Source organism: Paenibacillus sp. FSL W8-1187, from assembly GCF_037965485.1.
GTDB classification, from domain to species: Bacteria; Bacillota; Bacilli; order Paenibacillales; family Paenibacillaceae; genus Paenibacillus_O; species Paenibacillus_O pasadenensis.
Genome location: NZ_CP150181.1, coordinates 2,299,420 through 2,321,769, shown reverse-complemented (window position 1 = coordinate 2,321,769; position 22,350 = coordinate 2,299,420). Strand labels below are relative to the sequence as shown.

Sequence of the window (22,350 nt, the reverse complement as noted above, 5' to 3'; positions counted from 1 at the left end):
CCGATAAAATCGGGTTGCAGCTGCTCCAAAGCCCGGTTTGAGGGCTGTAGCCCGAAAAGTTCGGGTTGCATAAAGAGGCCGGTCCTTCCCGAGAGAACGGACCGGCCTCGCGTTCCAGCCTCTGCAATCGTTCGGCGGAATCAGGCCAGGTTCCCGCTCAGCAGCGGCTGTAGCCGCAGCTGCCGCAGGTGCTGCAGCCTTCCAAGCGGAGCAGAGCCGCGCTGCCGCAGGAGGGGCATAGATCCGCCGCGACGGCCCGTTCTTCGGCATGCGCTCGGGAACCGGCATGTGTATCAGAGCTGGCATGCGCCCGGGAACCGACATGCGTATCAGAGCCGGCATGCGCCCGGGAACCGGCATCCGCACCGGAGTCGGCAGGCGCCCGGAAACCGGCATGCATCTCGGAACCGAGCGGCGCGTCCTTTGCGCGGCTGCCGCGCTCTCCGGCTCCAGCGTCCGGCGCGGCTGCCTCGCCGCCGCTGGCGGCATGCTGCTCCAGCGCCTTGGCGACCGCATCGGCGATCGACTCGACGCGGCTCGCGCCGAAGCCGGTCGCCCCGGAGCCGCCGATTCCCTTCAGATGCTTGATGAGCAGGCCGACCTTCCGTCCGTGCTCGCCGTACCGGAGGAACAGCGAGCAGACGCGTCCGAGCGCTTCCGCCATCGCGAACACATCCGATCCCGCCTTGCCGACGTTGAGGAAAATCTCTCCCGGCGTTCCGTCGAGATCATTGATCGTGATGTACGCCATGCCGAGCGGCGTGTTCATCCGATATGTCGAGCCGCGCAGCACCGCCGGACGCCGCTTGTACTCGTGGTCAACGATGCGCCCGGATGGGACCGAGGTCGATGGGGCCGAGGTCGACGGGACCGATGTTGACGGGACCAACGCGGACGAGACAGGCGAGGACAGTACCGGTGGTTCGGCCGCGTCGCCGCGTGCCGCGCCCTGTCCGGCGTCCGCCTCGGCGGCTCCGCTGCCTGCAAATCCGCGTGCCGCGCCCTGTCCGGCATCCGCCCCAGCGGCTGCGCTGCCTGCAAATCCGCGTGCCGCGCCCTGTCCGGCGTCCGCCCCAGCGGCTGCGCTGCCTGCAAATCCGCTTGCCGCGCCCTCCCCGGCGTCCGCCCCTGATACGGCGCCCTCGCCCGCCGCCCCTGCGCCTCCCCCTGCCTGCCCGGCGTCCGCCCCGGCCGCAGCTCCGTCTCCCTCAGCACCGCCGCCCTCAGCAGCGCGTGCCGCGCCTTGCCCTTCCTCGCCCTTTTTGCCCTCGGCCGCGCTCAGCACCTGCGTATCCCGGCTGCCGTCGCGGTAGATCGTCACGCCCTTGCAGCCGAGCTCGTACGCCAGCTCGTAGAGACGACGCGTGTCCTCGACGGTGAAGTCCGCCGGGCAGTTGGCCGTCTTGGAGATCGAGCTGTCCACCCAGCGCTGGATCGCCGCCTGCACGCGGATATGGTCCTCGGCGGACAGGTCCATCGCCGTGACGAACGGCTCCGGCAGCTCCTCGCCCGGATGGGCCTCCTTCCATTGCCGCGCGATCGGCACGAGCTGCCGGTCGAGACCGAGCCGGCTCTGGCGAACATACTCAAAGGCGAAATAGGGCTCGATGCCGGTCGACGTGCCGACCATCGTGCCGGTGCTGCCCGTCGGCGCCTGCGTCAGCACGGTGACGTTGCGCATGCCGCTGCGGCGGACAGCCTCCGCGACCTCAGGAAACCGCTCGGCCAGGCTCCGCATGAAGCCGCTTTTCAAATAGGGCTCCGCCTCGAACGCCGGGAACGGCCCCTTCTCCGCCGCCAACTCCGCCGAGGCGAGATAAGCCTCGCGCGCGATGAAGCTGTACAGCCGGTCGAGGAACGCGAGCGACTCCGGACTGCCGTAGCGGATGCCGAGCCGGATCAGTAGCTCCGCCAGTCCCATCGTGCCGAGGCCGATGCGGCGCTCCCGCTGCTGGTTGCGCTCGTTCGCCGCGAAATGGTAAGGCGTCGTGTCGATGACATTGTCCAGGAACCGCACCGACCCGCGCACGACCCGGGCCAGCTCCTCCCAGTCGACGTCCTGGCGGCTCTCGTCGTGGAATCGGGACAGGTTGATCGCCGACAGATTGCAGACGCCCCAAGGCGGCAGCGCCTGCTCGCCGCATGGATTGGTCGCGATGAGCGGATTGAAATACCAGCTGTTCGACATCTCATTGTAGCGCTCCATGAAGACGACGCCCGGCTCCGCCGACTTCCAGGCCGACTCCACGATCGCCGCCCACGCCTCGCGCGCCTTGACCGTCCGCCAAGCCGTCACCGCGCCTCCGAGCTCGCGCCATGCGGCCAGATCGCCGGTCCAATGCTCGTCATAGAGCGGATGCTTCGTGTCAGGGAAGGCCAGCTCCCAGTCGTCATCCTCCCGGACCGCCTGCATGAAGCGGTCGCTCACGCAGACCGACAGATTGGCGTTGGTCAGCTCGCCCCTCGTCTGCTTGACCGCGATGAAGTCGAGCAGGTCGGGATGCCAGTCGTTCAGCATGAGCATGAGCGCGCCGCGCCGGCTGCCTCCCTGCTCGATCAGTCCCGTCGTGTAGCTGAACAGCCCGCCCCAGCTGACCGAGCCGCTGGAGCTGCCGTTCACGCCCGCGACCGGCGCGCGCCGCGGACGCAGCGACGACAGGTTGATGCCGACGCCTCCGCCGCGCGACATGATCTCCGTCATCTCGCCGAGCGTCTGCATGATGCCGCCCCTGCTGTCGCGGGGAGACGGCAGCACATAGCAGTTGAACAGCGTCAGTTCCTCGCTCGTGCCCGCTCCGGCCGCGATGCGCCCGCCCGGCACGAGCTTCCAGTCGTCCAGCAGCGAGCGGAAGCGCTCCTTCCACAGCCGCCGGCTCTCCTCGTCCGGCTCGGCCGCCGCCATCGCGCGGGCGAGCCGGTCCCACATCTGCCCGGGCTCGCGCTCCTCTGCGAGCGTCAGACGGTCCGCCTCGGTCTCGACCAGCTCGCCGGAGCGCGTCCGCACCGTCGCCCGCGAGCCGGAGCGCGCGACGACCTCGCCGACCTCTTTAGCCGGGAAGGCCGGATCGTCCTTCGTCAGCACGAGCACAGTGTCGCCGGGCTTCGCCTCGCGCGGATCGGCCTTCTTCCAGGCATAGCGGTCCAAAAAGATTTTTTCGCTCAAGCCTTCCAAACGGGTCGCCGTCATCGCATGCACTCTCCTCGCTTCGCTGGTCTATCTCCCATATCTAGTGTCTACTCCATTATATCCTACGACATCTAGATCAACATGTGATAAATGTCCGATTCCGCCTCCCCTTATTGAACTCCCGGACGCTGGGCATACTGAATGGCATATGACAACGAGAGGGGCCGATAGAGATGACGCGAACCGTCAAAGAAGGCGGATCGGGACGGCTGCATCCGCTCGTCGACCTGAGGATGGACCGATCCTGGTTCGAGGAGCTGCAAGCCCGCGTGGACCGCAACGGCCCGTGGGACGATTGGACGCTGTACCAGCTGGCGATGGAGGCGGAGCAGTCCCGGCGCATCGAAAGCTTCGACGAGCTGCAATGCCTGCGCTTCCTGAACGGCCTCGAGCCGATGAAGCATCAGACCGAGACGGCCGTCAAGGTGCTGCACGACATGGGCGGACGGGCGATCCTGGCTGACGAGGTCGGCCTCGGCAAGACGATCGAAGCCGGGCTCGTGCTCAAGGAATACATGGTGCGGGGGCTCGTGCGCCGGGCGCTCATCCTCGTGCCCGCCTCGCTCGTGCTGCAATGGGTGCGGGAGCTGAATACGAAGTTCGGCATCACCGCCGTCGCCCAGAAGCGCGCGCATACGTGGAACTACGATGTCGTCGTCGCCTCGATCGACACCGCCAAGCGCGAGCCGCATCGCGACCTGCTGCTCGGCACCGACTACGACATGCTCATCATCGACGAGGCGCATAAGCTCAAGAACAAAAAGACGACCAACTACCAGTTCATCACCCAGCTGCGCAAAAAATATTGCCTGCTGCTCACCGCGACGCCGGTGCAGAACGATCTCGACGAGCTGTACAACCTCATCACGCTGCTCAAGCCGGGCCAGCTCGGCGGGCAGGGCGAGTTCGCCTCCAACTTCGTCGTCGGCAAGCGGATGCCGAAAAACGAGGATCAGCTGCAGGAGGCGCTCTCCTCGGTCATGATCCGCAACCGCCGCGGCGACGGCGACGTGCAGTTCACGAAGCGGATCGTGCGCAACGTGCCGCTGCGCCTGTCCAAGGAAGAGATGGACTTGTACGAGGCCGTCACCGCGTTCGTCAAGGAGCGCTACGAGGAAAGCGGCGGCAGCCTGACGAGCATGCTCTCGCTCGTGACGCTGCAGCGCGAGGTGTGCTCGAGCCGCGACTCGGTGTTCCTGACGCTCGTCAACCTGTTCAAGAAGACGGAGGAGGACTCCCCCGTGCGCGGCAAGATCTGGGAGCTGATCGAGGTCATCAAGCGGATCAAGGCCAACACGAAGGCGGAAAAAGCGATGGAGCTCGTGCGCGAGAGCGACGGCAAGGTCATCATCTTCACCGAATACCGCGCGACGCAGGAATATCTGCTGCAGTTTTTCCGAGGCTCAGACATTACCGCCGTGCCGTACCGGGGAGGCATGGGACGCGGCAAGAAGGACTGGATGATGGACCTGTTCCGTGGCCGCGCCCAGGTCATGATCGCGACCGAAGCCGGCGGCGAGGGCATCAACCTGCAGTTTTGCAGCCGCATCATCAACTTCGACCTGCCGTGGAATCCGATGCGCGTCGAGCAGCGGATCGGCCGCGTGCACCGGCTCGGCCAGACCGAGGACGTGCAGGTATACAACCTGTGCACGCTCGGCACGATCGAGGAGCATATCGTGAACCTGCTGCATGAAAAGATCGACATGTTCGAATCGGTCATCGGCGAGCTCGACCATATCCTCGAGCGGTTCGAGCAGGAGGAGTCGATGGAGCAGCGGCTCGCGCGCGTCATGCTGGAGGCGCCGGACGAGGAGGCGCTCGCCGAGGGCATCGACCATCTCGGCCGCTCGCTGCGCAGCCTCGCCGAGCAGCCGGCCGCCTCGCCGAAGGTCCGGCTCTCCGGCGCAGCCGGCGCAGACGGCCGCAAGCTCTCCCGCGCCGAGCGCAAGCAGGCGCTGAACCGTCTGCTCGACGGCATATCCCAGCCCGTGGAGGTCGATGCGCCATGAACGACAAGCAAGTGCAGCGCTTCGTCGCCCGCTACGCCGAGGCGACCGGCTCCCGCATCGTCGAGAAGTCGCCGATGCATCTGACTGTCAAGCTCTCCCCCGCCGCCGACCGCGAGCTGACGAACCGCCCGTACTATTGGAGCTACGTCGACCGGGCGGGCATCGAGCCCGAGACGATGACGTACCTGTTCGTCACCGACAGCAAGCGCTACGACGAGCAGCAGCTGCGCCAGGCCAAGGCCGAGGCGGAAGCCGCCGCCGAGCCCGGCTCGCTCGATCAGGCGGCGCAAAGCGCCCTCGCCCGCTCGATCGGCTTCGTGCACGGCTCGATCCAGGGCCGCACGCCGCGCGAGGACCTGTACTTCGGCTCGCGCAAGCTCGACCAGCTGTTCGCCGCCGCCCGCAGCGGCGGCAGCTATGTCTGCCTGTTCCAGGAGCCGGAGCGCCGCTCGCTCCATCCGTTCGAGTCGGTCGCCTACACGGCCTGGCTCGGCGTCAACCTGCGCGTCGAGTTCGCCTGCGACATGAAGCGCGAGGAGATCCACTCCTACGGCATCTCGCTGGCGACGGGCAACATCCAGGAAAACTTCCATGAGCGCTTGTCCGGCCTCAAGCTGACGCCGAAGCTGCCCGCCAACGTGCATGCCGCCCGCAACGGGCTCACGCATGCGCGGGCGATGTCGCTGATCGAGGGCCATCTCGAGCGGAAGCTGCGCGCCGCCGACTTCAGCTGGGCGGAAGGCGCGAGCCGCAGGCTCCAGGAGGAGCTGGACATCCTCGCCCACTACTACGACCGGCTGCTGGAGTCGGCCGAGGAGGAGCAGCGGGACGCGATCGCCGCCCAATTCGAGACGAGGCGCCAGGAAATCCGCTGGCAGTACGAGCCGCGGGTGACGGTATCCGCCATCAACGGCGGCCTGTTCCATCTCGAGGGGATCGAATGAGCGCCTTTTCGCCAGCATGTCCGTCCATCCGCCACAAATAGCCCCGGCGCAGGCGCGGCGGAGCTGACAGCAAGCAACAGCCTTCGCCCGCTATCCGCGGTAGACTGAAGCAGAATCGAATCGACAGGAGGCAATCGTAATGGCCCAATCCTCGCTGCGCGCCGCCGCGGCCGCCTTGCTCGCCATGATGCTGGGCGCCCTGCCGGCCGCCGCCGTTGCCGCAGCCGCGCCGCCGCTCTCTCTCGCCGTGTCCAAGGCGCCGTCCCGCTACGCGAGCTCGGACAAGGCTCCCGCCGAGGACGCCTTCCGCTCCCGCTTGCAGGCGCAAGCCGCGAGCTGGCGGGACGAGCTGGCGCGCCTGCCCGAATTCGCCGCCTGGAAGTCGGCCGAGCTCCGTCTGGAGCCGCTCGGTCCCGGCACGCATGCCTGGCTTGCCGGCGTATTCGCAGCGGACAGCGGCGAGCAAGCCGGGTACATGATTCTGAATGCCAAGGAAGACGGTAGCGTCGAGCTGGGCGAATACGGCGCCGGCGAAAGCCCGCTGTTCCGCGAATCGGCGCTTCGTCAGGGGCTGAAGAAGGAAGGAAAGAGCTTCGCGGACTTCACGGCGCGCAAGCGATATGCATCGCCTTTCGCCGCCGTCTGGAGGCTTCAGGACGGACAAGGCCGCGTCCGCTACGCCGATGCGGCGAGCGGCGAGCTGCTGCCGATCTCGGATGCCGATTGGAGCCGCTGGGCGAACGACGCTGCGCGTCCGGCCTCCGGGCAAGCAGCCGCGCTCCATGCCGCGACAAGCCAAAAACCGGCTTCAGCAACGAAGCCGGTCCATTTGGCAAGCCATCGCCTGTTCGCCGGCGACGATCCGCTGCAGCGTCTCTCCTGGCTGCTGCAGCGGCCGCTGTCCGCGCCGACCGAGGCGCAGCTGCTGCAGCGGCTGCAAGCCGGAACCGCGCTCGATTACGCCGCAGAAGCGTACGGCGGCAAAGCGCTGTTCATCGGACAAGCCGCCGGGTTCCACCGCTGGAGCGGCGCGCCGGCGTTCGGCGCGTTCCGCATGGCGGGCTCGGCCGGCATCCGCTACATGCCGCTGGTCGACGCTGCGGCGGCAGGCTCTTTTTATCCCGTCGGCGATGTTGCGACCGCTTAGCGCTTCAGTCCGCGCAGCCACATGCTGATGCCCATGCCCGACATGCCGAACCAGCGCGTCAGCCACGGCTCGCGGCTGCTCTTGCGCTCCCGCCGCTTCTGGCGGCGCACTTGGCTAGGCGTATCGACATAGCGGACGAACCGCTCCGTCATATCCTTGATCCATTCTTCCGAATCCATGCCTCATCCCTCCGTCGCTTCGTTCATGGAGATAGTATTTCCGCCGCCGGCTGCTCCTAAACGCGAATAGAGCCCGGCTTCGAGTGGAAAAGTATCCGTAAGCTTTCCATGAATGGAGGATCGAGGATGAAGCAGAAGAAGCTTCCCCGCTGCCGGGCGGCCGCGCTGACCGTCGCCCTGGCGCTGCTTGCGCCCATGTCCGCCTATGCCGCTCCGACGCTGGATCTGGCGCCGCCTCTTGAAGAAGCGGGCGGTCCCAGCTACAAAGGCGCGCTTCCGTATGCCGAGGTGCTGATCGACGCCGGCCACGGCGGCATCGACGGCGGCACCTTTTACGAGAAGGTGCTGGAAAAGGACATCAACCTGGCGGTCGCCAAAAAGCTGCTTGTGCGGCTGCAGCAGCTCGGCGTCAGCGCCGTGCTGAACCGGGTCGACGACTACGAGCTCAGCGACGACAACCGCTGGCTTGGCAGCCGGTCGCGGCATCAGAAGGACCTGTCCCAGCGGACCGGCCTGACCGAAGAAATCCATACCGGCATGCTCGTCAGCCTGCATGTGAATTGGTCCAAGCGCGGCGCAGCCCGCGGTCCGGTCGTGCTGCATCAGAAAAATCGCGGCGAGAGCGTGCTGCTCGCCCTCTGCGTGCAGGACGCGCTCAACCGCCAGCAGCTGACGGCGGAGCTGCCGCGCGCGGGCAGCCCGTTTTATCTGCTCAACACGGTCAAGCAGCCGGCCGTCATCGTCGAGATGGGCTTCATCAGCAACGGGGACGATCGGGCGATGCTGACCTCGATGGAGGGCCAGCAGAAAATCGCCGAAGCGATCGCCTCAGGCGTGCGGCAGTACAAGCTTCTCTTCCGCTGAAGCCGGCAGCAGCTCCGTCAGCCGCACGAATCGGCTCTGCGGCATCGATGCGGCGGCGGAGCGCACGGCGGCGGAGGTGATGAGCCCCGGCACGCCGACATGTCCGATCGTGATGCAGTCGTTTTTCTCGCGGGCGAGCTTCCGCAGCTTGACGATCTGGCCGGAAACATGGCTCGCGGTATAAACATCGTCAAGGAAGATGTCGTTGCTCAGCACCGGCACGCCCAGCTCGGCGCCGACACGCGGGATGACGGTCTTGAACGTCGTCCGGCTATCCAGGAAAAACAATCCCTTCTCCTTGCAGACCGCGAGCACGACGCGCATGATGCGCTCGTCCGCGGTTATTTTGCTGCCCATATGGTTGTTCATGCCGACGGCATGGGGCACCTCGGCAATCGCCTTCTCCACCGCCTGCCTCACCTCGGCATCGCTCATCGAGGAGCGGATCGCGCCGGGTCCGAGCCACTCCGGCTTGCCCTGATTCGGCTCCATCGGCATATGCACGATGACGTCCAGGCCGAGCTTATGCGCCTGCTCGGCATCCTGGCGCGAAGTCGGCATGAACGGCATGACGGCGGCCGTCACCGGCACCGGCAGCTTGAACATCTCCTCGGTTCCCTTCATCTTGTTGCCGAAGTCGTCGATGACGACGGCGACGCGGCTTTGCGCCGCGGCTTGCTGTCCGCCCCGCTGCTGCTGCGCTTGCGGCGCGGACGCTCCGGCCCAGGAAGGCAGCAGCAGCAGCGCGGCGAGCGCGATCACGGAGCTTTTTCGGAATGTGGTCATGGCAAGAATCCCCTTTCTATTCGGGCTTTCCTGTTCATTTTGCATCCGAATGGAGACGCTTATGCCGGCGAGCGTAAAGGCAAATTGAGGCTCTTGCTTGCGCAGCACGCAAAAATGGCTTCCCGTTGCCGAAGCAGCGGGAAGCCATAGTCGAACGAATGCTTATCTCATCGGGGCAAAGCCGCTGACCTCGGACAAGATCTCCTCGGTCCGCTGGAGCACATCGTCGGTCAGGACGAGATCGAGCGCCTTGATGTTTTCCTCCAGCTGCGAAGGACGGCTGGAGCCGTTGATGGCCGAGCTTACGTTCGGCTGGCGCAATACCCACGCCAAGGAGAATTGGGACAGGCTCGCTCCCAGCTCCGACGCCAGCGCTTCCAGCTTGGCCGTGCAAGCGAGCACGTCTTCGCGCAGGTAGCTGTTGATGACGCCGTTCGTCTGGTTGTTGGCCGCGCGGCTGTTTTGCGGAATGCCTTGGCCCGGTTTATATTTGCCGGTCAGGACGCCTTGAGCGAGCGGCGAGAAGACCACTTGGCCCAAGCCTGCCTCCTCGCATTGCTGGATGACGCCTTCTTTTTCGATATAGCGCTCGAAGAGGTTGTAGATCGGCTGGTTGGAAATCAAAGGACGCAGATTGAGCTGCTTTCCGATCGCAGCGGCGCTCTTGATTTGCTCGGCGGACCACTCGCTGACGCCCGCGTACAAAATTTTGCCTTGAGCCGTCAGATCGTCCAGCGCCCGCAGCGTCTCTTCGATCGGAGTTGTGTCATCGAAGCGATGGCACTGGTACAGATCGATGTAATCGGTGTTCAGCCGCTTCAAGCTCGCCTCGCATTGCTCCATGATATGCTTGCGGGACAGGCCGCGCTCGTTGGGGCCTCGGCCCTGCGGGAAGAACACCTTCGTCGCGAGCACATAGGTGCTGCGGCGATAGGCTTTCAAAGCCCGGCCCAGCACTTCCTCCGCGCCCTCATAGGAATTGGACGTATCGAAAAAGTTGATGCCTAGCTCGTAGGCTTTATCAATGCACGCCTTGGCGGTTTCCTCGGCCGTAACCGATCCGTATGTCAGCCAGCTTCCAAGACCGATCTCGCTTACCTTGAGGCCGCTTTTGCCGATTGCTCTGTATTTCATTGCCTTCACTCCTCCTAGTTGGGTTGTTCTTTACGAGCATAAAGGCTAAAGTTAACTTCAGGTCAAGCGTTTGATTGACCACCTTGCCAAAGGAGAAGATCTGCATGGACTATACGATCAAGCAAGTCTCGGAACGCCTCGGCCTGCCCGTCTCTACTCTTCGCTACTATGACAAAGAAGGCTTGATGCCGCTGCTGAAAAGGACGGATTACGGAACTCGCCAATATTCCGAGACGGACATCTGCTGGCTGGAGCTCGTCTGCTGCCTCAAAAACAACGGCATGCCTTTGAATGAGATCAAGGACTTCATGGGCTTGTGCCTGGAGGGGGCGTCGACCTGCGAGCAAAGGAAAATCATGCTGGAGAAGCACAAAGAGCATGTCCTGCAGCAGATCGATTCCTTGACCCGCAGTCTTGACATGATCAACTATAAATTGGATCATTATGATGAAATCGGCATCTTCCACATCGATGCCCCGGTCCATTCCTAACTTTCTTTCAGGAGGTTCTCCATGCCGAAGCCGATTTGTTATGCCGAAGTCTCCCTGCATCCTCTCGCATGGGAGCAATTGAAAGCGCATTACGAAATCACGAGCGACGACAGCCGCTTGCCGGAGGCGTCCGCCGCGCTGGTGTATTCGGTGCCCGATCATTGGGCGTTCAGCGAATCGACGAGCAGGCTCAAGGCTGTCGCTTGCCACTCCTGCAGCAGCTCGGCCGCCGCTTGGATGAAGGAGCAAGGAATTGCTCTGACGCTGGCACACAGCTTGTGGCGCACCGTAGCGGAGCATACGCTGGCCTTGATGATGGCCGCGGCACGAAATATCGTGCCGGCGGACCGGGCCGTGCGCAACGGCGAATGGAGCGGTCAAGACTTGAAAATCCCTTACTCGGGATGGGATTTCCAGCAAAAAACCATCGGGATTTGGGGCATGGGCAAGATCGGCATCGAATTGGCCGGATTGATATCCGGCTTCGGCATGAACAGGCTGTACAACGATTGCCGCCGCCTCCCGGCGGAGCAGGAGCAAAGGCTGGGCATCGCTTATGCCTCCGTCGAGGACATGCTCGCGCAGGCGGATTATTTCTGCATCCTCCTGCCGCTGAACGAGCAGACTCGTGGCGCATTAGGGAAAGAGCAATTTGCGCGCATGAAAAAAGGCTGCATCCTGATCAATACCGCAAGAGCCGGCATCATCGAGGAGCAGGCTTTTCAAGAAGCGCTGGAAAACGGCACGATCGGCGCCGCCGGTCTCGATGTCTTTTGGCGGGAAAACGATGTGCAGCCCGCCTATCTGGCGGAAAGAACCAATGTCGTGCTGACCCCTCATCTAGGAGGATCCACCTATGAATGCGACATGGTTCTGGTGAATGCCGTGCTAGAGCGGAAGTAGCGGGTCGGAGACGATGAAGCGCGACCGCTCGTCCGCGTCAATCGCCGCCTTGACCGAGGCCAGGATGTCCTCGCCTGTCAGGATCGAGTCTCCGCCCTCGAGGCGCTTCAGAAAATCTGCCGTGATGGACGGCGGAGAATCCAGCCGCGCTTGGACGAAGGGCTCTGTATGCGTCGCCGTCAGCAGCAGCGGCTCCGCCTGCGCGCCAATCGCCAGCGGATCTCCCGCCAGCCGGCATTCGGCCGAGCCGCGCGTGCCCGCGACGAATATCCTTCCGTCCCCCCACGTCCAGCTCTGCCTGGGCGTATGCCAATCGGCATACAATTGAGCGACCAGGCCATTGTCCATGAGGACCTGCAAGGAGGCCGCGTCATAAAAATCCGGATGCTCCGGAAGGATGCGCTTGACCGCAACCCCTTCCGCATGGCGGATCTCGCTGCCCGTCAGCCAGCGGAGCAGATCAAAATCGTGGATGAGAAGATCCACGATGATGCCGCCGCTCTGCGTTTTGGAAAAAAACCACGGGGGGCGGCTCTCCGGGCTCAACCGATGCGGCTTGCGGATTCCGATCGACACCAATTGCCCTAGATCCCCTCGATCGATGAGCTGCTTCAGGGCATGGATGGCCGGCTGGAATCGTTCCGTGAGCAGCATGCCGACTTGAATGACTCCCCGGTCCATGACCGCCTTCAAGCGTCGATACCCTTCTCGATCCGTCACCGCAGGCTTGTCGACCATGACAGGCTTGCCGTGACGCTCGCATGTCTCGATCACTTCGATTTTTTCGTTGTGGATCGCCGAAGTGCCGATCAGCTTCACCTCCTCCGCCAGCAGCCTGTCGCATTCGCTCAGCAGAGGCACTTGATGCTGGGCGGCCAGCTGCGATGCGAGCGCGGTATGGCGGGGGTCATAGATGCCGGCGCAGACATGGCCCAGTGCCAGCATTTCCTCAAGAAAAACTCCGATATGCGCATGCTCGCAGCCGAGAATGCCGAACGTCATCGTTTTCATGTCGAACTTAAACCTCCTTGACGGCTGCGGCTTGGTCAGAGAGAGAACCGCTTCTGCTCGCGATAAGCTCGCGCGAATGCGGCGCCGTCGTAGCCGCTCGCATCCGGCGTCAGGCTCGGCAGCTCCACCGGTTGTCCGCCTCGCTCCTTGGACAATCGGGCCGCGATCGCGGCCAGCTCGGTCTCGATCACGGCCTCGAGCTGGACCGGCGCCGGGGCCTCGCCGCTAAAATACGGCATGACGGCCTCGAGCAAGGACCGATACAGTCGGCTGCTGTCAGCCGTGATGAATTCCACTCCGGACTGCGTAATCATCGTGGCGTAGAACGGATGGCTGCTCTCCGTCGCGCCTACGCTGACGATCCCCCGGCGCCCGTCCGACCAGGACAGCTCATATTGATCCTGTCCCGAATGCCCCAGATGGCGCACGCTGCGAATGCCCGGCCCCAGAAGCCCGTGCAGCAGCGTAAAGGCATGAATGCCATAGTAATACTCGTCGTTGGCACAGCCGGAAAGAGCGTAGATGAACGAATGCGGAGCCGCGGCTTGCCGCCTCAATGCCTGCACTTCTGGCGCATAACGCAAAGCGGAGCCGCCCGTGACGACCGCCCCCCGGCTTGCCCATTCTTTGATTTGCAGCAGGTCGCGGACATTGCCCGCTAGCGGCTTGTCGATAAAAACAGCTTTGCGGGCGTGGACAAAAGGCAGCGCCCTCGCGACATGAACATCCCAGTTGCAGCTATGAATAAAGGCCATATCGACTTGTTCGGCCATTTCCTCCACGGACGCATAGACCCGCTCGATGCCGTGATCGGACGCGAATGTTTCTGCATAGCCGGCTGGATTCACCTCTCCATGGTCGCATACGCCGACGACCTCGTGACCGAGGGATCGCAGGATGGGGATGAAGCTTTCGGGGTGAGACGTATCGGGATCCACCAGTCCGATTCGCAAGGCTTTCATGACGCAACGCCCCTTTTCTGCGCTACTCGGCGCGCCGACCTGCGGATACCCGCTCCAAATAATCGTCCAAGCGTTCGATTTGGAATTCCTGGATGATGTCTTCTATCGTGCATTCATCCGTCTCGCAGGAGATCAGAACGGAGCCCAAATGCCCGGGATCCGCGATGGCCACTTTTGATCCGTATTTGGATTTGAGCTGCCGCAAACGCTCCATATTGTAATCGAGATGCACGACCGCGCAATCCAGATTGACGGATGTCGTCGCGAAGTCGAAATAGCTGGTGCTGGATGCCAGCACCTCGCCGACCGGGGACAGCACCGCGCTTGGCAGGCCGCCTCCGATGGCGCCGACAAAATGCGATCGGCAGGAATAAGCCCAGTAAGGCTGCATGATTCCGCCATGATACAGAGAGGAAAAAAGGATCAAATCGGGCTTTGACTGGACGTATTGCAATCGCAGCCGGTCAAAGTTCAAATCAAAACAAATCGCGCATGCGACCCATCCGAAATCGCATGCGATGATCGGCGCCTCGGTGCCGCAAACGACGCCATAATCCTCGATTTCTCCCAACGTCAGATGGTTTTTCGCATACTCGCCGATCGGTTCGCCGTTTCGATCCAGCACGACGATTGAGTTTCGCCAGGTCCGATCCTCCTGCAGCCTCAAGGTCGGATACGCGATATAGCAGCCGTTCTCGCTCGCCATTTCGGAGAAGAGACGCTGAATTTTATCTCCGCGAACGCGGCAGTATTCATGCGTTTTGGCCGGCGACAAGAAAACATTGGACGGAATGTCGCAAAATTCAGGCAAAACGATTAGATCAGGCTGATCGGGAAGCACCTGGCTCAGCTTCTGTTGCAGGTGCTTCATCATGCGATCGACCATTTCCTCCGTCGCCAGCTGCTCCTCTACGTTGAACTCACGATTGCCGATCGTGCTGATTTTGACGTAATTGCTCATGGCTCAAGGCTCCCTTCGCGCCCGGACGGCATGCGGAAGATCCGATCAGCTCAGGACGGGTTGATCTCTTTGAATGAGAGACCGTATCGGCTCGGGCTTGCCGCTCTTCACGGATTTTATCGCCTGCAGCATCATCAACGTCGCGTACAGGCCGTCCATATGGTTGATCGGCGGCTCCGCATTCTGTCTCAAACTTTCGATGAACGCTTTATTCTCTTCGAGAATGCCGGTTTCCTTGCCGCGATACAAGATCGTTTCCTTGCCTTCTTCGCTGTAGATCAACGTCGTCAAGCGATCGGACAGCGTAACGGTCTTGTTCTCGGCGAACAGCTGCATGAAAAACTTGCTGGTGAAGGGCGGACATTTGCAATCGCCCTGAATCAAATTGCCGACGACATTGTCGTCGAAGCGGAAAATGGCGGCTATATTGTCCACTTGGGCATTTTGCTGGTAATAATTCGCCCCGGCCGCGTAGACATCGATCGGGTCCTTGCCGACCATGAACCTCATGATGTCGGCCGAGTGGCAGCCTTGCGACAGCACATTGCCGCCCCCGAACGTCGGATCGTTGGCCCATATGCCTGCCGGCCACTTGTCGTCCATCATCTGCATGCTGACCAGCAGCGGCTCCGGAATCAGTTCCTTCGCTTTCAACAGCATATCGTAATAGCGCATCTTGAACGCCGTCATCACCTTTTTGCCGCTTCGTTTGACGGCTTCGTCGATGCGCAAGCAGTCTTCCACATTCATGGCGAGCGGTTTTTCCACCATCACATGCTTGCCCGCTTCCAACGCCCGGATGCAATAATCGGCGTGCGTATTGTGCATGGTGGAGATATAAATCGCGTCGATCGTCTCGTCGGCGTACAGCCTTTCCGCATCGTCGGTCGCATAGTCCCCGCCGAACTCCTCCAGCAACTTCTGAGCGTTGCCCACATGCACATCGCAAAATGCAACCATATCCATACCGTCCAGCTGGCGGATGCATTCGGTATGAATCCTCCCGTTTTGTCCGCAGCCGATGAGTCCGGCTCTAAAAGTTCGCACCGTTTATCTCTCCCATTTTCAGAGCATGTATGATTCCGCAGTTGTCCGACCGTCTGATCCTCGGATAGGATCAGACGCTCCGAAGGAGGGCCTGCCAGGAATGATGGCTGCGGGCGTTCAACGGATCGCGCTCCCACTCGCTCGCTTCCATTCCTGCAGCCGACTCCAGGCAATGGCTCGCTGAAGCAAAAATCGTCCCCCGCAGCCCATTGTCGACGAGCTCCAGCTCGATATCCACCGGCGAGCTGAAGACAGCCGCGCGTTCTCCCATTCGCAGCTCTCGCAAGCCGAGCGCCGTCAATCGCCGATGCGCCGGGTCCGATAGGACCGCTTCGGCGTCGATCTCGCAGCCTTGCAGCCGGATGGACGTCGCTTTCTTCCCGAACTGCAGCTCTGCCCCGCCTTCAAATGAAATGACGCCTTCCTGCATCGAGACCTCACCGGCGGTCGCGGTGACGGCAAAGAGGAACGCTCCTTGCTTGACCTGCGACGGATAGGCAAGACGCCAGCGCTTGTATCGCGGAAAGCGCCCGTGCTTGATATCCTGCTCGCCGGCGTTGCCGTTCAAGCCGTAGATATAGGTCGGATGCCATGCCGGCTCCTCGATGTTGACTTGCCGGTCGTCCGGTCCATCCAAAATGCTGACGAACACTTCGCCCTTTTCTTCGTCGCTCAAGCCTTTGTCGCCATCCTTGATGCCTGCGATGAGGTTGGCCTGGCCGCCTGTAAGCCGATACTGGCCCGCTCCGAGATCCGTTGCGGCGCCCGAGCAATGCAAATGCGTCGCGAAATGGAGGGGGCGGCGGCCCTCGAACGAATCGGACAGGACGATGGCGCCGGTGCGCTGATCCACGACGATGATCCGCTCGGCTTGCTTCACCTCATGCCGGGGATGAAGCTCGTTCGTGATGACGGCATGCGCGTAGATGAATCGTTCGCCGATCAGGCAGCGGCGAATATACGAGCTTTTTTCCGGTCCGACATTTCCGTTCAAGTATTGCCCTTGCGTGTAGCAGCCCCCGTCGTCAAAGCACATGGAATTGCAGAGGGAGCTGTCTATGCCGTAGGTTCCGATGTCGATCAAAACGGGAGAACCGTCCGCGCTGAGCTGAATGCCGCCCATGGCCGGCGGGAACTCGCGGTTATGCGTCTGGATGTTGAAGCTGACGGAGCGGCCCGCTTTAAGCCCGGCGGTGAACGCCCCGGCGATCCGTCCGCCGGACGCAAATGTAATCATGCCGATATCCTTCGCAAAGAAGGGCCGTTCCGGATACGGCGCAGCCGCGCCTTGCTCCTGCGGAGCGAACAAGAAGTCGAATAATCCAAGCTCGACGTCTCCCGCCGTTTTCCGCTCTTGATCCACGAAGGTTCGATAGATGGAATCGATGCCCGGCGTCGGATGGAACCGGGTCAAAAAAGCCGTCAGGTAGCGATGCTCCCGCGTACGCAGTCCCCGCTGCAATTCCTGGCTGTTCGGCGCGTTGAAGCACGCCAGCATCGCGTGGCCGAGCCGGTCCAGAAAAGGACTCTCGTCCAGCTCGGGACGCTGTCCGCCAAACGTATGGGCCGCCGCCAGATAACGAATCAGATGAAAGGGGAAGTAGGTGACCCATACGTTTTTGCCGTCCTGCGGGAACAAGCGAAGGCTTTCGGCAAACAGCCCGTGAAAAAACGGAAGGGCTTTGCGTGCCGCCTCGAGATCGTCATAAAACGCCATGCAGGCGATCGCCGTTCCGTTCCATGTCCCGAGCGAATGAGGCTCCGGCGTCGGGCAGCCCATATACGCCCGCTGCAGAACGGTAAAGTCATACAATTTCCGGATGTACGTTCCGGCCTTTTCCTTCATGCGCGTCTGCTCGGCCGCATCGAACAAATCGGAGCACCAATCCCAGGCAAGCCCGATCGCATACAGCTTCAGGGCGATGCCGCGATCGTTCTCTCCGCCCATGACGAGCGGGTCCGCTTTCCCCGACCAGGTCGCCAGCCGGCATAATTCATCGACTTTCGATTTTACGGACGCGCCGATCTCCCGATCCCTCGTCACCAGGTACGCCAGGCAGACGAGATCGAACTCGACGCTGCCCGGCGGGCCGCTTTTGATGCGCTCGACGATCGCCTGGAAGGCGGGATCTCCGGCCAGCCGGCGGCGCAGCGGCTCCGCCTCATCCGCGTTCAGATAGACTCGCGGATGCCCTTTGCCTATCGGCGCCAGCTCGTGCAGCTTGCGGTCGTCGGTTTTGATTTCGATGAACTTGATCCGCTGCCAGTCGATCCGGCTGCGATCGCGTTCGACGAACTCCAGCCTCAATTCGGTCTCGTCGGCATCGGCTTCGAAGCCAAAATCGGCATTCAGCCGGCTCGCTTCGATATCCTCCGGCCCGGGCATGTCAAACCACATTCCGCCCAGCAGTCTGCCGTTCACATATGTTCTGGCCATCGGCATGGCCATGACGCCGCTCAGATGATCGAAATCCCAAGGCCCGACGGGCTCAAGCGCCCCATCCGGCACCCGCACCATCGGAATCATCGCCGTATTCATGTCAAAGGCGCCGTCCAGCGTCTGCAGCCGGCAGCGATAGAGGCCCCGCGGCAATGACACTGTTAGGACGAGCCGATCGGCGTCCGCTTCGATATCCGTGATCCGGCCGGTCACGTCGCGCCATTCCGTCCCGTTGAACCGGTTCGGCGACGGCTGCAAATATGCGATCAAGTCGCGGTTAAGCACGCTGAGTCCCCCTTACCGCTGATGTAAGACAACTACTTCCTGCCCGCTGCGATGCGAGGCATAGATCGCTTGCACCGCAGCAACGACGCTGCGGCTGTATTCTCCGGAGCATTCGGGATTGACGTCCGTGCGGATGCTGCTGAGCAAGTCGCGGTATTGCAGGACGAACGGAGGGGCTTCCTGCGGCGCCTCTACGGACCGATATTCGCCGGATTGGCCGATCCAAAGCCCAGCTCCGGTGCTCAGCTTCAGCATGCCTTCCGTAAACACAATTTCCGTTTCGTCCCTGTTCACGCCGCCGTATCCGCTTTGGCTGATCGTACACGGCACGCCTCGGTCCGTTTGGACCCATGCCGTCACGCTGCCTTCAATGTCTCCCTTGGCGCCGTAATGGCTGACCGAGGCTTTGACCTGCACGATTCTGCTGTCCGTCAGCCATTGAATTTTATCGATGGAATGCGATCCAAGGTTCATCGCAATTCCGCCGCCCGATTTTGCGCTCTCGAAAAACCAGTCCGGCCGGTTCGGGGAATAATAATCGACATGCCGCACATCGTTGATCATGACCAGCTTGCCGAGCCGACCGCTTTGAATGATTTCCTTGGCGATCCGATTTTCGGCAAAATAATGCTGGGTGTGGCCGACCATGAGCTTGATCCGGCTTTCGCCTACCGTCTTTATGATTTCATCGCATGCCTCGACGTCGATGGCCATCGGTTTTTCCAGCAAAATATGGCAGCCGCTGCGCGCGCACCAGATCGCGCACTCTTTATGCAAATGATGCGGCAGCGTAATGACCACGATATCCGGCCGCTCGATCTCGACCATGCGCCGATAATCGGCATACGCTCGAACAGGATGCTGAGCGGATGCCTTGCGGGCCCGCTCCTCGTCGATGTCGGCGATCGCAACCGCCTCGATCTCGTTCATTTCCGCCAGAGCCTGCAGATGCAAGGAGCTGATGGCTCCAGCTCCGATTATGGCCGCCTTGAACATCGTTCACCTCCAAATATGACGTCGCGATTCCCGTTGCGAGCAGCGAATGCAGGGTCATCGGCCTTAAGGACATGGACATCGGCCATGGCCGAGCTCGCCCTCACTCCTCGCGATCGCCGATCGCGGAAGGCCATTCTCCCCATGCGACCGTCAGATCCTCCCAAGGGAAAAAGGACGGAATCGAGGCGAAGGGTTCATTCAAAAATGGCAGCTCCTCGCTTGTCACGCCGTCAATGGCCGCTATCGGCTGCTCGATTCGAGCGCCGTTGATCGTCGCATACCGCGTCGCCATCGCTCCCGGACTCCAGGAGGTTTCAAGCTCAAGCGGCGGCCTGGCTTTGCCGGCAGGGCGTCTGTACCGCACCCGGCGCGTAGTCCAGTAATAGTCGGTAAACTGAGCGGATTCAAACTCCTCCGCGAACTCGGCCAGAGAGGCGTACTCCGAAACGCTCGCATGCTCGGCTACGAATCCGCCGAAAAGGAATCGAAGCTCGTCTCGGGCAAAGCTTCGCTCCTCCCCTTCATACAGGCTGGAGCAGATGAAATTATAGTTCCCCTTTGATTCCAGGCGGATCGAAACCGGCCTCTGGCTTGGCGTGTAGACCATGGGACGGAAGGCCGACAGCAGCTTCCCGGTGCGGCAGACGATCCATTCTCCGTGCTGCACCTCTCCGGACCAGTCCTTCCGCGGAATGCCTCCGACGATCAGCTCCTCTACGTCTCCTCCGTGCGTCGACAAGATGATCTGCTCGCGGATGGCCGACAACGGCTTGCGGGCCGCCGCCTCGTCGAAAGACGGATGCGGATGCGTGAGCACCAAAGCCGTAGATCCGGACTGGATCGTAAACGTGTTGGCCCAGGAGGAGAGGATGTCGGCTTCTCCGACATTGGCATATTCCCGATCGCCGTCTCTTGCCCGGACTTTCGTTCCCGGCACGTCGCCGTTGACCGCCAGCTTCGTGAAGATCGTTCCGATATCCCGATAGGACTCAACCTGATCCTGCCGCTTGTAGGTGACGAAGTAGCTGTTGTTCTGATCCATGCTGCCGAACGGCGCGCTGGACGTTCCGAGCGCGAAGTCGCGGTGCAGCACCGTTTCGATCCGGCTTGTTCTTGCCAGGAAGTCCGTGCCTTCGCCGGCTCCCAATTCGCAGGAGGCGACCGCTCGGAACGGAAACGGCTTGGCGTCGAACAGCCGCAAGGCCGTGTCGGGGATATCGTAGTGTCCGCCGGCGAACCAGCAGAATTGCGCGACATTGAACGGAACGTCTCCCATATGGTGAAGGACAAGGTCGTCGGGCTTGTCGAACAGCAGCATCGGAGACGGGTGGACCCGGTCGCCCAGACAGAACCAAAGCAGGCTGGAGATGCAGCTGGCATGCGCGGCCGTGTCCACGGTGTAGGCGCGCGAATACGGTCCCGCGAGCACGCCCATTTCCGGGTGGAACCGGGCGGCCAGATCGATCCAAAGGCGCTGCTCGATCCCGGACGCCAGAAGGCGCGCTTCCTCGTTTTGCGCCTGAGCGGCGATCTCCCCCATGGCGCGGATCGTCAAGCCCGAATACGTCGGCGAGTTGAACTCGCTGTTGATGCCGTTCCGGACCAGCATCGCCCTGAATTGCCTTAGATTCCAAAGTCCATAGTCGACCGCTTCCTCGCAGCCGAGCATTTCCCCGCCGAGAATCAGCCCTGCCGTCGCCTTGGCAGGCATGTTGTCGTTGTAGCCGTGGAATTGAAAGTCCGGCTGCCGGTTGCCCGGCTTGAACGAAAACCCGTCTCGCACGAGACGCTCGAGCTCTTGCCGGACGGCTGCCGACATTTTGTCGCGATGAGCGACTAACAGGCTGGCGGCTATATTGGTATTGAAAATGTTAAACCGGATCGCCCCGTACTTTTCCGTCTCGCCTTTTGCGACGATGGCATCCGCCCATTCGGCTTCTCCCGCTGCGTACATGGCGCCGGCCAGCCAGTACCGTTCCCTTGTGTGGGGCGGCGTGGTGTCGGCCAGCCATTCGCCTTCGCGGTCATACCATTGTCCGGCGGCATCGACCGCCCTCGCCATGAACCGTTGCGTTCGTTCGCGGAAGCCCTGTCCGTTTCCGCTATTGGAACGCTGCTCTGCTTGATTTTCGACCATCGGGATTCCTCCTGACCGCTTACCCCTTTACGGAGCCGAGCGTAGCCCCTTCCATAATCCATCTTTGGAAAAACATAAAGACCAATACGGAAGGAATCATCGTGATGATGACGCCGGCGAACAATGTCACCCAATCGTTGGTGTACTGCATCAGCATGTTGGCATGGTAAATATTGACGCCGATCGTATATTTGCTCGAGTCGCTTAAATAAATGAAAGGCTCCAGGAAGGAATTGTACAGGCCGATGAATTTGAAGATCGCTACCGTGACGATCCCCGGCATGGAGAGCGGCACGATGATGCGGATGAACATTTTAAATATCGACGCGCCGTCGATCGTCCCGCTCTCCTCCAGCTCGCGCGGCAGCGACCGCATGAACCCGCCCAGCAGCATGAGGAAAAAGACGCTTTCCCCCAGGCAGTTCAGCAGAATGAGGCCGGTAAGGCTGTTGGTCAGATGCAGATCGCGCATGAGGATATACTGCGGGATCAGCGCATTGATGCCCGGCAGGAACAGCGAGAGCATGATCATGCCCCAGATGAATTTCCTGCCTTTAAATTCAATGCGGGTGAGCGCGTAGGCGTTCAGAGCGGTCAGGAACGTGCCGATCACGAGGCTCGCCCCGACGTAATACAGCGTATTGAGCATCGCGGTCAGGAGATTGTAGTTGAGCCAAGCCTTCTTGTAGTTCATCCATTGGGGATGATCCGGCAACGTCCACACATTTTGGAAAAACTCCGGATTCGTCTTCAGCGATTCATAGAGAACCCATACGATCGGAAAAAGAATGGTTAACGACCAGGCGATGAGTACAAGCCACCAAATCAGGTCGATATAACTGCGCCGCTCCTTCATGGTTCACC

18 protein-coding genes are annotated in these 22,350 nt (G+C 61.7%); 6 read left to right on the top strand and 12 right to left on the bottom strand.

Going from position 1 to position 22,350, the window contains the following annotated elements; genetic code table 11:
* Window positions 1-157: 157 nt before the first annotated feature.
* Window positions 158-3,187, bottom strand: a complete 3,030-nt coding sequence (locus NYE40_RS09915) for an adenosylcobalamin-dependent ribonucleoside-diphosphate reductase (protein ID WP_043111532.1) — start codon at window positions 3,185-3,187, stop codon at window positions 158-160.
* Window positions 3,188-3,360: 173 nt separating this feature from the next.
* Here NYE40_RS09915 and NYE40_RS09910 point away from each other — a divergent pair, with 173 nt between their 5' ends.
* The 3 genes from NYE40_RS09910 (at window position 3,361) to NYE40_RS09900 (ending at window position 7,290) form a co-directional block, all read left to right on the top strand.
* On the top strand, window positions 3,361-5,199 hold the full coding sequence (locus NYE40_RS09910) for an SNF2-related protein (RefSeq protein WP_101808975.1): 1,839 nt from the start codon (window positions 3,361-3,363) through the stop codon (window positions 5,197-5,199).
* On the top strand, window positions 5,196-6,143 hold the full coding sequence (locus NYE40_RS09905; RefSeq protein WP_101808974.1) for a YqhG family protein: 948 nt from the start codon (window positions 5,196-5,198) through the stop codon (window positions 6,141-6,143). Before NYE40_RS09910 ends, NYE40_RS09905 begins: the two co-directional genes overlap by 4 nt.
* A gap of 139 nt (window positions 6,144-6,282) precedes the next feature.
* The gene (locus NYE40_RS09900) at window positions 6,283-7,290 is read left to right on the top strand and encodes a hypothetical protein (RefSeq protein ID WP_339279846.1); all 1,008 of its coding nucleotides are present in this window, start codon (window positions 6,283-6,285) and stop codon (window positions 7,288-7,290) included.
* Here the strand turns inward: NYE40_RS09900 and NYE40_RS09895 are convergent.
* Entirely contained in the window at window positions 7,287-7,469 is a 183-nt protein-coding gene (locus NYE40_RS09895; RefSeq protein ID WP_028599590.1) for a YqzE family protein, read from the bottom strand. The genes NYE40_RS09900 and NYE40_RS09895 overlap by 4 nt on opposite strands.
* Window positions 7,470-7,595: 126 nt before the next feature.
* Between NYE40_RS09895 and NYE40_RS09890 the strand changes: the two genes are divergently transcribed.
* Window positions 7,596-8,333: an N-acetylmuramoyl-L-alanine amidase gene (locus NYE40_RS09890; RefSeq protein WP_339279845.1), complete on the top strand. Its 738-nt coding sequence runs from the start codon at window positions 7,596-7,598 to the stop codon at window positions 8,331-8,333.
* On the opposite strand, the gene NYE40_RS09885 is transcribed toward NYE40_RS09890, so the two are convergent.
* Window positions 8,298-9,119 (bottom strand): divergent polysaccharide deacetylase family protein, encoded by an 822-nt coding sequence (locus tag NYE40_RS09885; RefSeq protein ID WP_153783415.1) that lies wholly within the window; start codon window positions 9,117-9,119, stop codon window positions 8,298-8,300. The two genes, NYE40_RS09890 and NYE40_RS09885, sit on opposite strands and share 36 nt — an antisense overlap.
* A gap of 162 nt (window positions 9,120-9,281) precedes the next feature.
* A complete protein-coding gene (locus NYE40_RS09880) occupies window positions 9,282-10,253 on the bottom strand; it encodes an aldo/keto reductase family protein (RefSeq protein ID WP_028599587.1) in 972 nt (323 codons plus the stop codon).
* 104 nt (window positions 10,254-10,357) lie between these two features.
* Here NYE40_RS09880 and NYE40_RS09875 point away from each other — a divergent pair, with 104 nt between their 5' ends.
* Both NYE40_RS09875 and NYE40_RS09870 read left to right on the top strand, forming a co-directional pair.
* Window positions 10,358-10,744, top strand: coding sequence for a MerR family transcriptional regulator (locus tag NYE40_RS09875; RefSeq protein WP_028599586.1), 387 nt, complete (start codon window positions 10,358-10,360; stop codon window positions 10,742-10,744).
* 21 nt (window positions 10,745-10,765) lie between these two features.
* On the top strand, window positions 10,766-11,647 hold the full coding sequence (locus NYE40_RS09870; RefSeq protein ID WP_052333394.1) for an NAD(P)-dependent oxidoreductase: 882 nt from the start codon (window positions 10,766-10,768) through the stop codon (window positions 11,645-11,647).
* Here NYE40_RS09870 and NYE40_RS09865 read toward each other — a convergent pair.
* The 8 genes from NYE40_RS09865 to NYE40_RS09830 form a co-directional block, all read right to left on the bottom strand.
* Complete coding sequence (locus NYE40_RS09865; protein ID WP_240479038.1) at window positions 11,633-12,658, bottom strand: Gfo/Idh/MocA family oxidoreductase; 1,026 nt, start codon at window positions 12,656-12,658, stop codon at window positions 11,633-11,635. The genes NYE40_RS09870 and NYE40_RS09865 overlap by 15 nt on opposite strands.
* A 35-nt stretch (window positions 12,659-12,693) precedes the next feature.
* Window positions 12,694-13,620, bottom strand: a complete 927-nt coding sequence (locus NYE40_RS09860; protein ID WP_028599584.1) for a Gfo/Idh/MocA family oxidoreductase — start codon at window positions 13,618-13,620, stop codon at window positions 12,694-12,696.
* Window positions 13,621-13,642: 22 nt separating this feature from the next.
* Complete coding sequence (locus tag NYE40_RS09855; protein WP_052333393.1) at window positions 13,643-14,581, bottom strand: carbon-nitrogen hydrolase family protein; 939 nt, start codon at window positions 14,579-14,581, stop codon at window positions 13,643-13,645.
* 45 nt (window positions 14,582-14,626) lie between these two features.
* Window positions 14,627-15,628 (bottom strand): Gfo/Idh/MocA family oxidoreductase, encoded by a 1,002-nt coding sequence (locus tag NYE40_RS09850; protein WP_084137404.1) that lies wholly within the window; start codon window positions 15,626-15,628, stop codon window positions 14,627-14,629.
* Between the two features lie 70 nt (window positions 15,629-15,698).
* Complete coding sequence (locus NYE40_RS09845; protein ID WP_339279844.1) at window positions 15,699-18,353, bottom strand: hypothetical protein; 2,655 nt, start codon at window positions 18,351-18,353, stop codon at window positions 15,699-15,701.
* Window positions 18,354-18,365: 12 nt separating this feature from the next.
* Window positions 18,366-19,349 carry a Gfo/Idh/MocA family oxidoreductase gene (locus NYE40_RS09840; protein ID WP_339279843.1) on the bottom strand — a complete coding sequence of 328 codons (984 nt, stop codon included), beginning with the start codon at window positions 19,347-19,349 and terminating at the stop codon, window positions 18,366-18,368.
* Window positions 19,350-19,449: 100 nt separating this feature from the next.
* Window positions 19,450-21,486 (bottom strand): hypothetical protein, encoded by a 2,037-nt coding sequence (locus NYE40_RS09835; RefSeq protein WP_028599580.1) that lies wholly within the window; start codon window positions 21,484-21,486, stop codon window positions 19,450-19,452.
* A gap of 19 nt (window positions 21,487-21,505) precedes the next feature.
* Window positions 21,506-22,342 (bottom strand): carbohydrate ABC transporter permease, encoded by an 837-nt coding sequence (locus NYE40_RS09830; RefSeq protein ID WP_028599579.1) that lies wholly within the window; start codon window positions 22,340-22,342, stop codon window positions 21,506-21,508.
* Window positions 22,343-22,350: the final 8 nt, after the last annotated feature.

Bases quoted from the DNA above. Each gene is read 5' to 3' on its own strand.
- NYE40_RS09910 (WP_101808975.1), top strand. From the start codon at position 3,361: ATGACGCGAACCGTCAAAGAAGGCGGATCGGGACGGCTGCATCCGCTC.
- NYE40_RS09840 (WP_339279843.1), bottom strand. From the start codon at position 19,349: ATGTTCAAGGCGGCCATAATCGGAGCTGGAGCCATCAGCTCCTTGCAT.
- NYE40_RS09915 (WP_043111532.1), bottom strand. From the start codon at position 3,187: ATGACGGCGACCCGTTTGGAAGGCTTGAGCGAAAAAATCTTTTTGGAC.
- NYE40_RS09835 (WP_028599580.1), bottom strand. From the start codon at position 21,486: ATGGTCGAAAATCAAGCAGAGCAGCGTTCCAATAGCGGAAACGGACAG.
- NYE40_RS09860 (WP_028599584.1), bottom strand. From the start codon at position 13,620: ATGAAAGCCTTGCGAATCGGACTGGTGGATCCCGATACGTCTCACCCC.
- NYE40_RS09880 (WP_028599587.1), bottom strand. From the start codon at position 10,253: ATGAAATACAGAGCAATCGGCAAAAGCGGCCTCAAGGTAAGCGAGATC.
- NYE40_RS09895 (WP_028599590.1), bottom strand. From the start codon at position 7,469: ATGGATTCGGAAGAATGGATCAAGGATATGACGGAGCGGTTCGTCCGC.
- NYE40_RS09830 (WP_028599579.1), bottom strand. From the start codon at position 22,342: ATGAAGGAGCGGCGCAGTTATATCGACCTGATTTGGTGGCTTGTACTC.
- NYE40_RS09890 (WP_339279845.1), top strand. From the start codon at position 7,596: ATGAAGCAGAAGAAGCTTCCCCGCTGCCGGGCGGCCGCGCTGACCGTC.
- NYE40_RS09875 (WP_028599586.1), top strand. From the start codon at position 10,358: ATGGACTATACGATCAAGCAAGTCTCGGAACGCCTCGGCCTGCCCGTC.
- NYE40_RS09865 (WP_240479038.1), bottom strand. From the start codon at position 12,658: ATGAAAACGATGACGTTCGGCATTCTCGGCTGCGAGCATGCGCATATC.
- NYE40_RS09900 (WP_339279846.1), top strand. From the start codon at position 6,283: ATGGCCCAATCCTCGCTGCGCGCCGCCGCGGCCGCCTTGCTCGCCATG.
- NYE40_RS09870 (WP_052333394.1), top strand. From the start codon at position 10,766: ATGCCGAAGCCGATTTGTTATGCCGAAGTCTCCCTGCATCCTCTCGCA.
- NYE40_RS09885 (WP_153783415.1), bottom strand. From the start codon at position 9,119: ATGACCACATTCCGAAAAAGCTCCGTGATCGCGCTCGCCGCGCTGCTG.
- NYE40_RS09905 (WP_101808974.1), top strand. From the start codon at position 5,196: ATGAACGACAAGCAAGTGCAGCGCTTCGTCGCCCGCTACGCCGAGGCG.
- NYE40_RS09855 (WP_052333393.1), bottom strand. From the start codon at position 14,581: ATGAGCAATTACGTCAAAATCAGCACGATCGGCAATCGTGAGTTCAAC.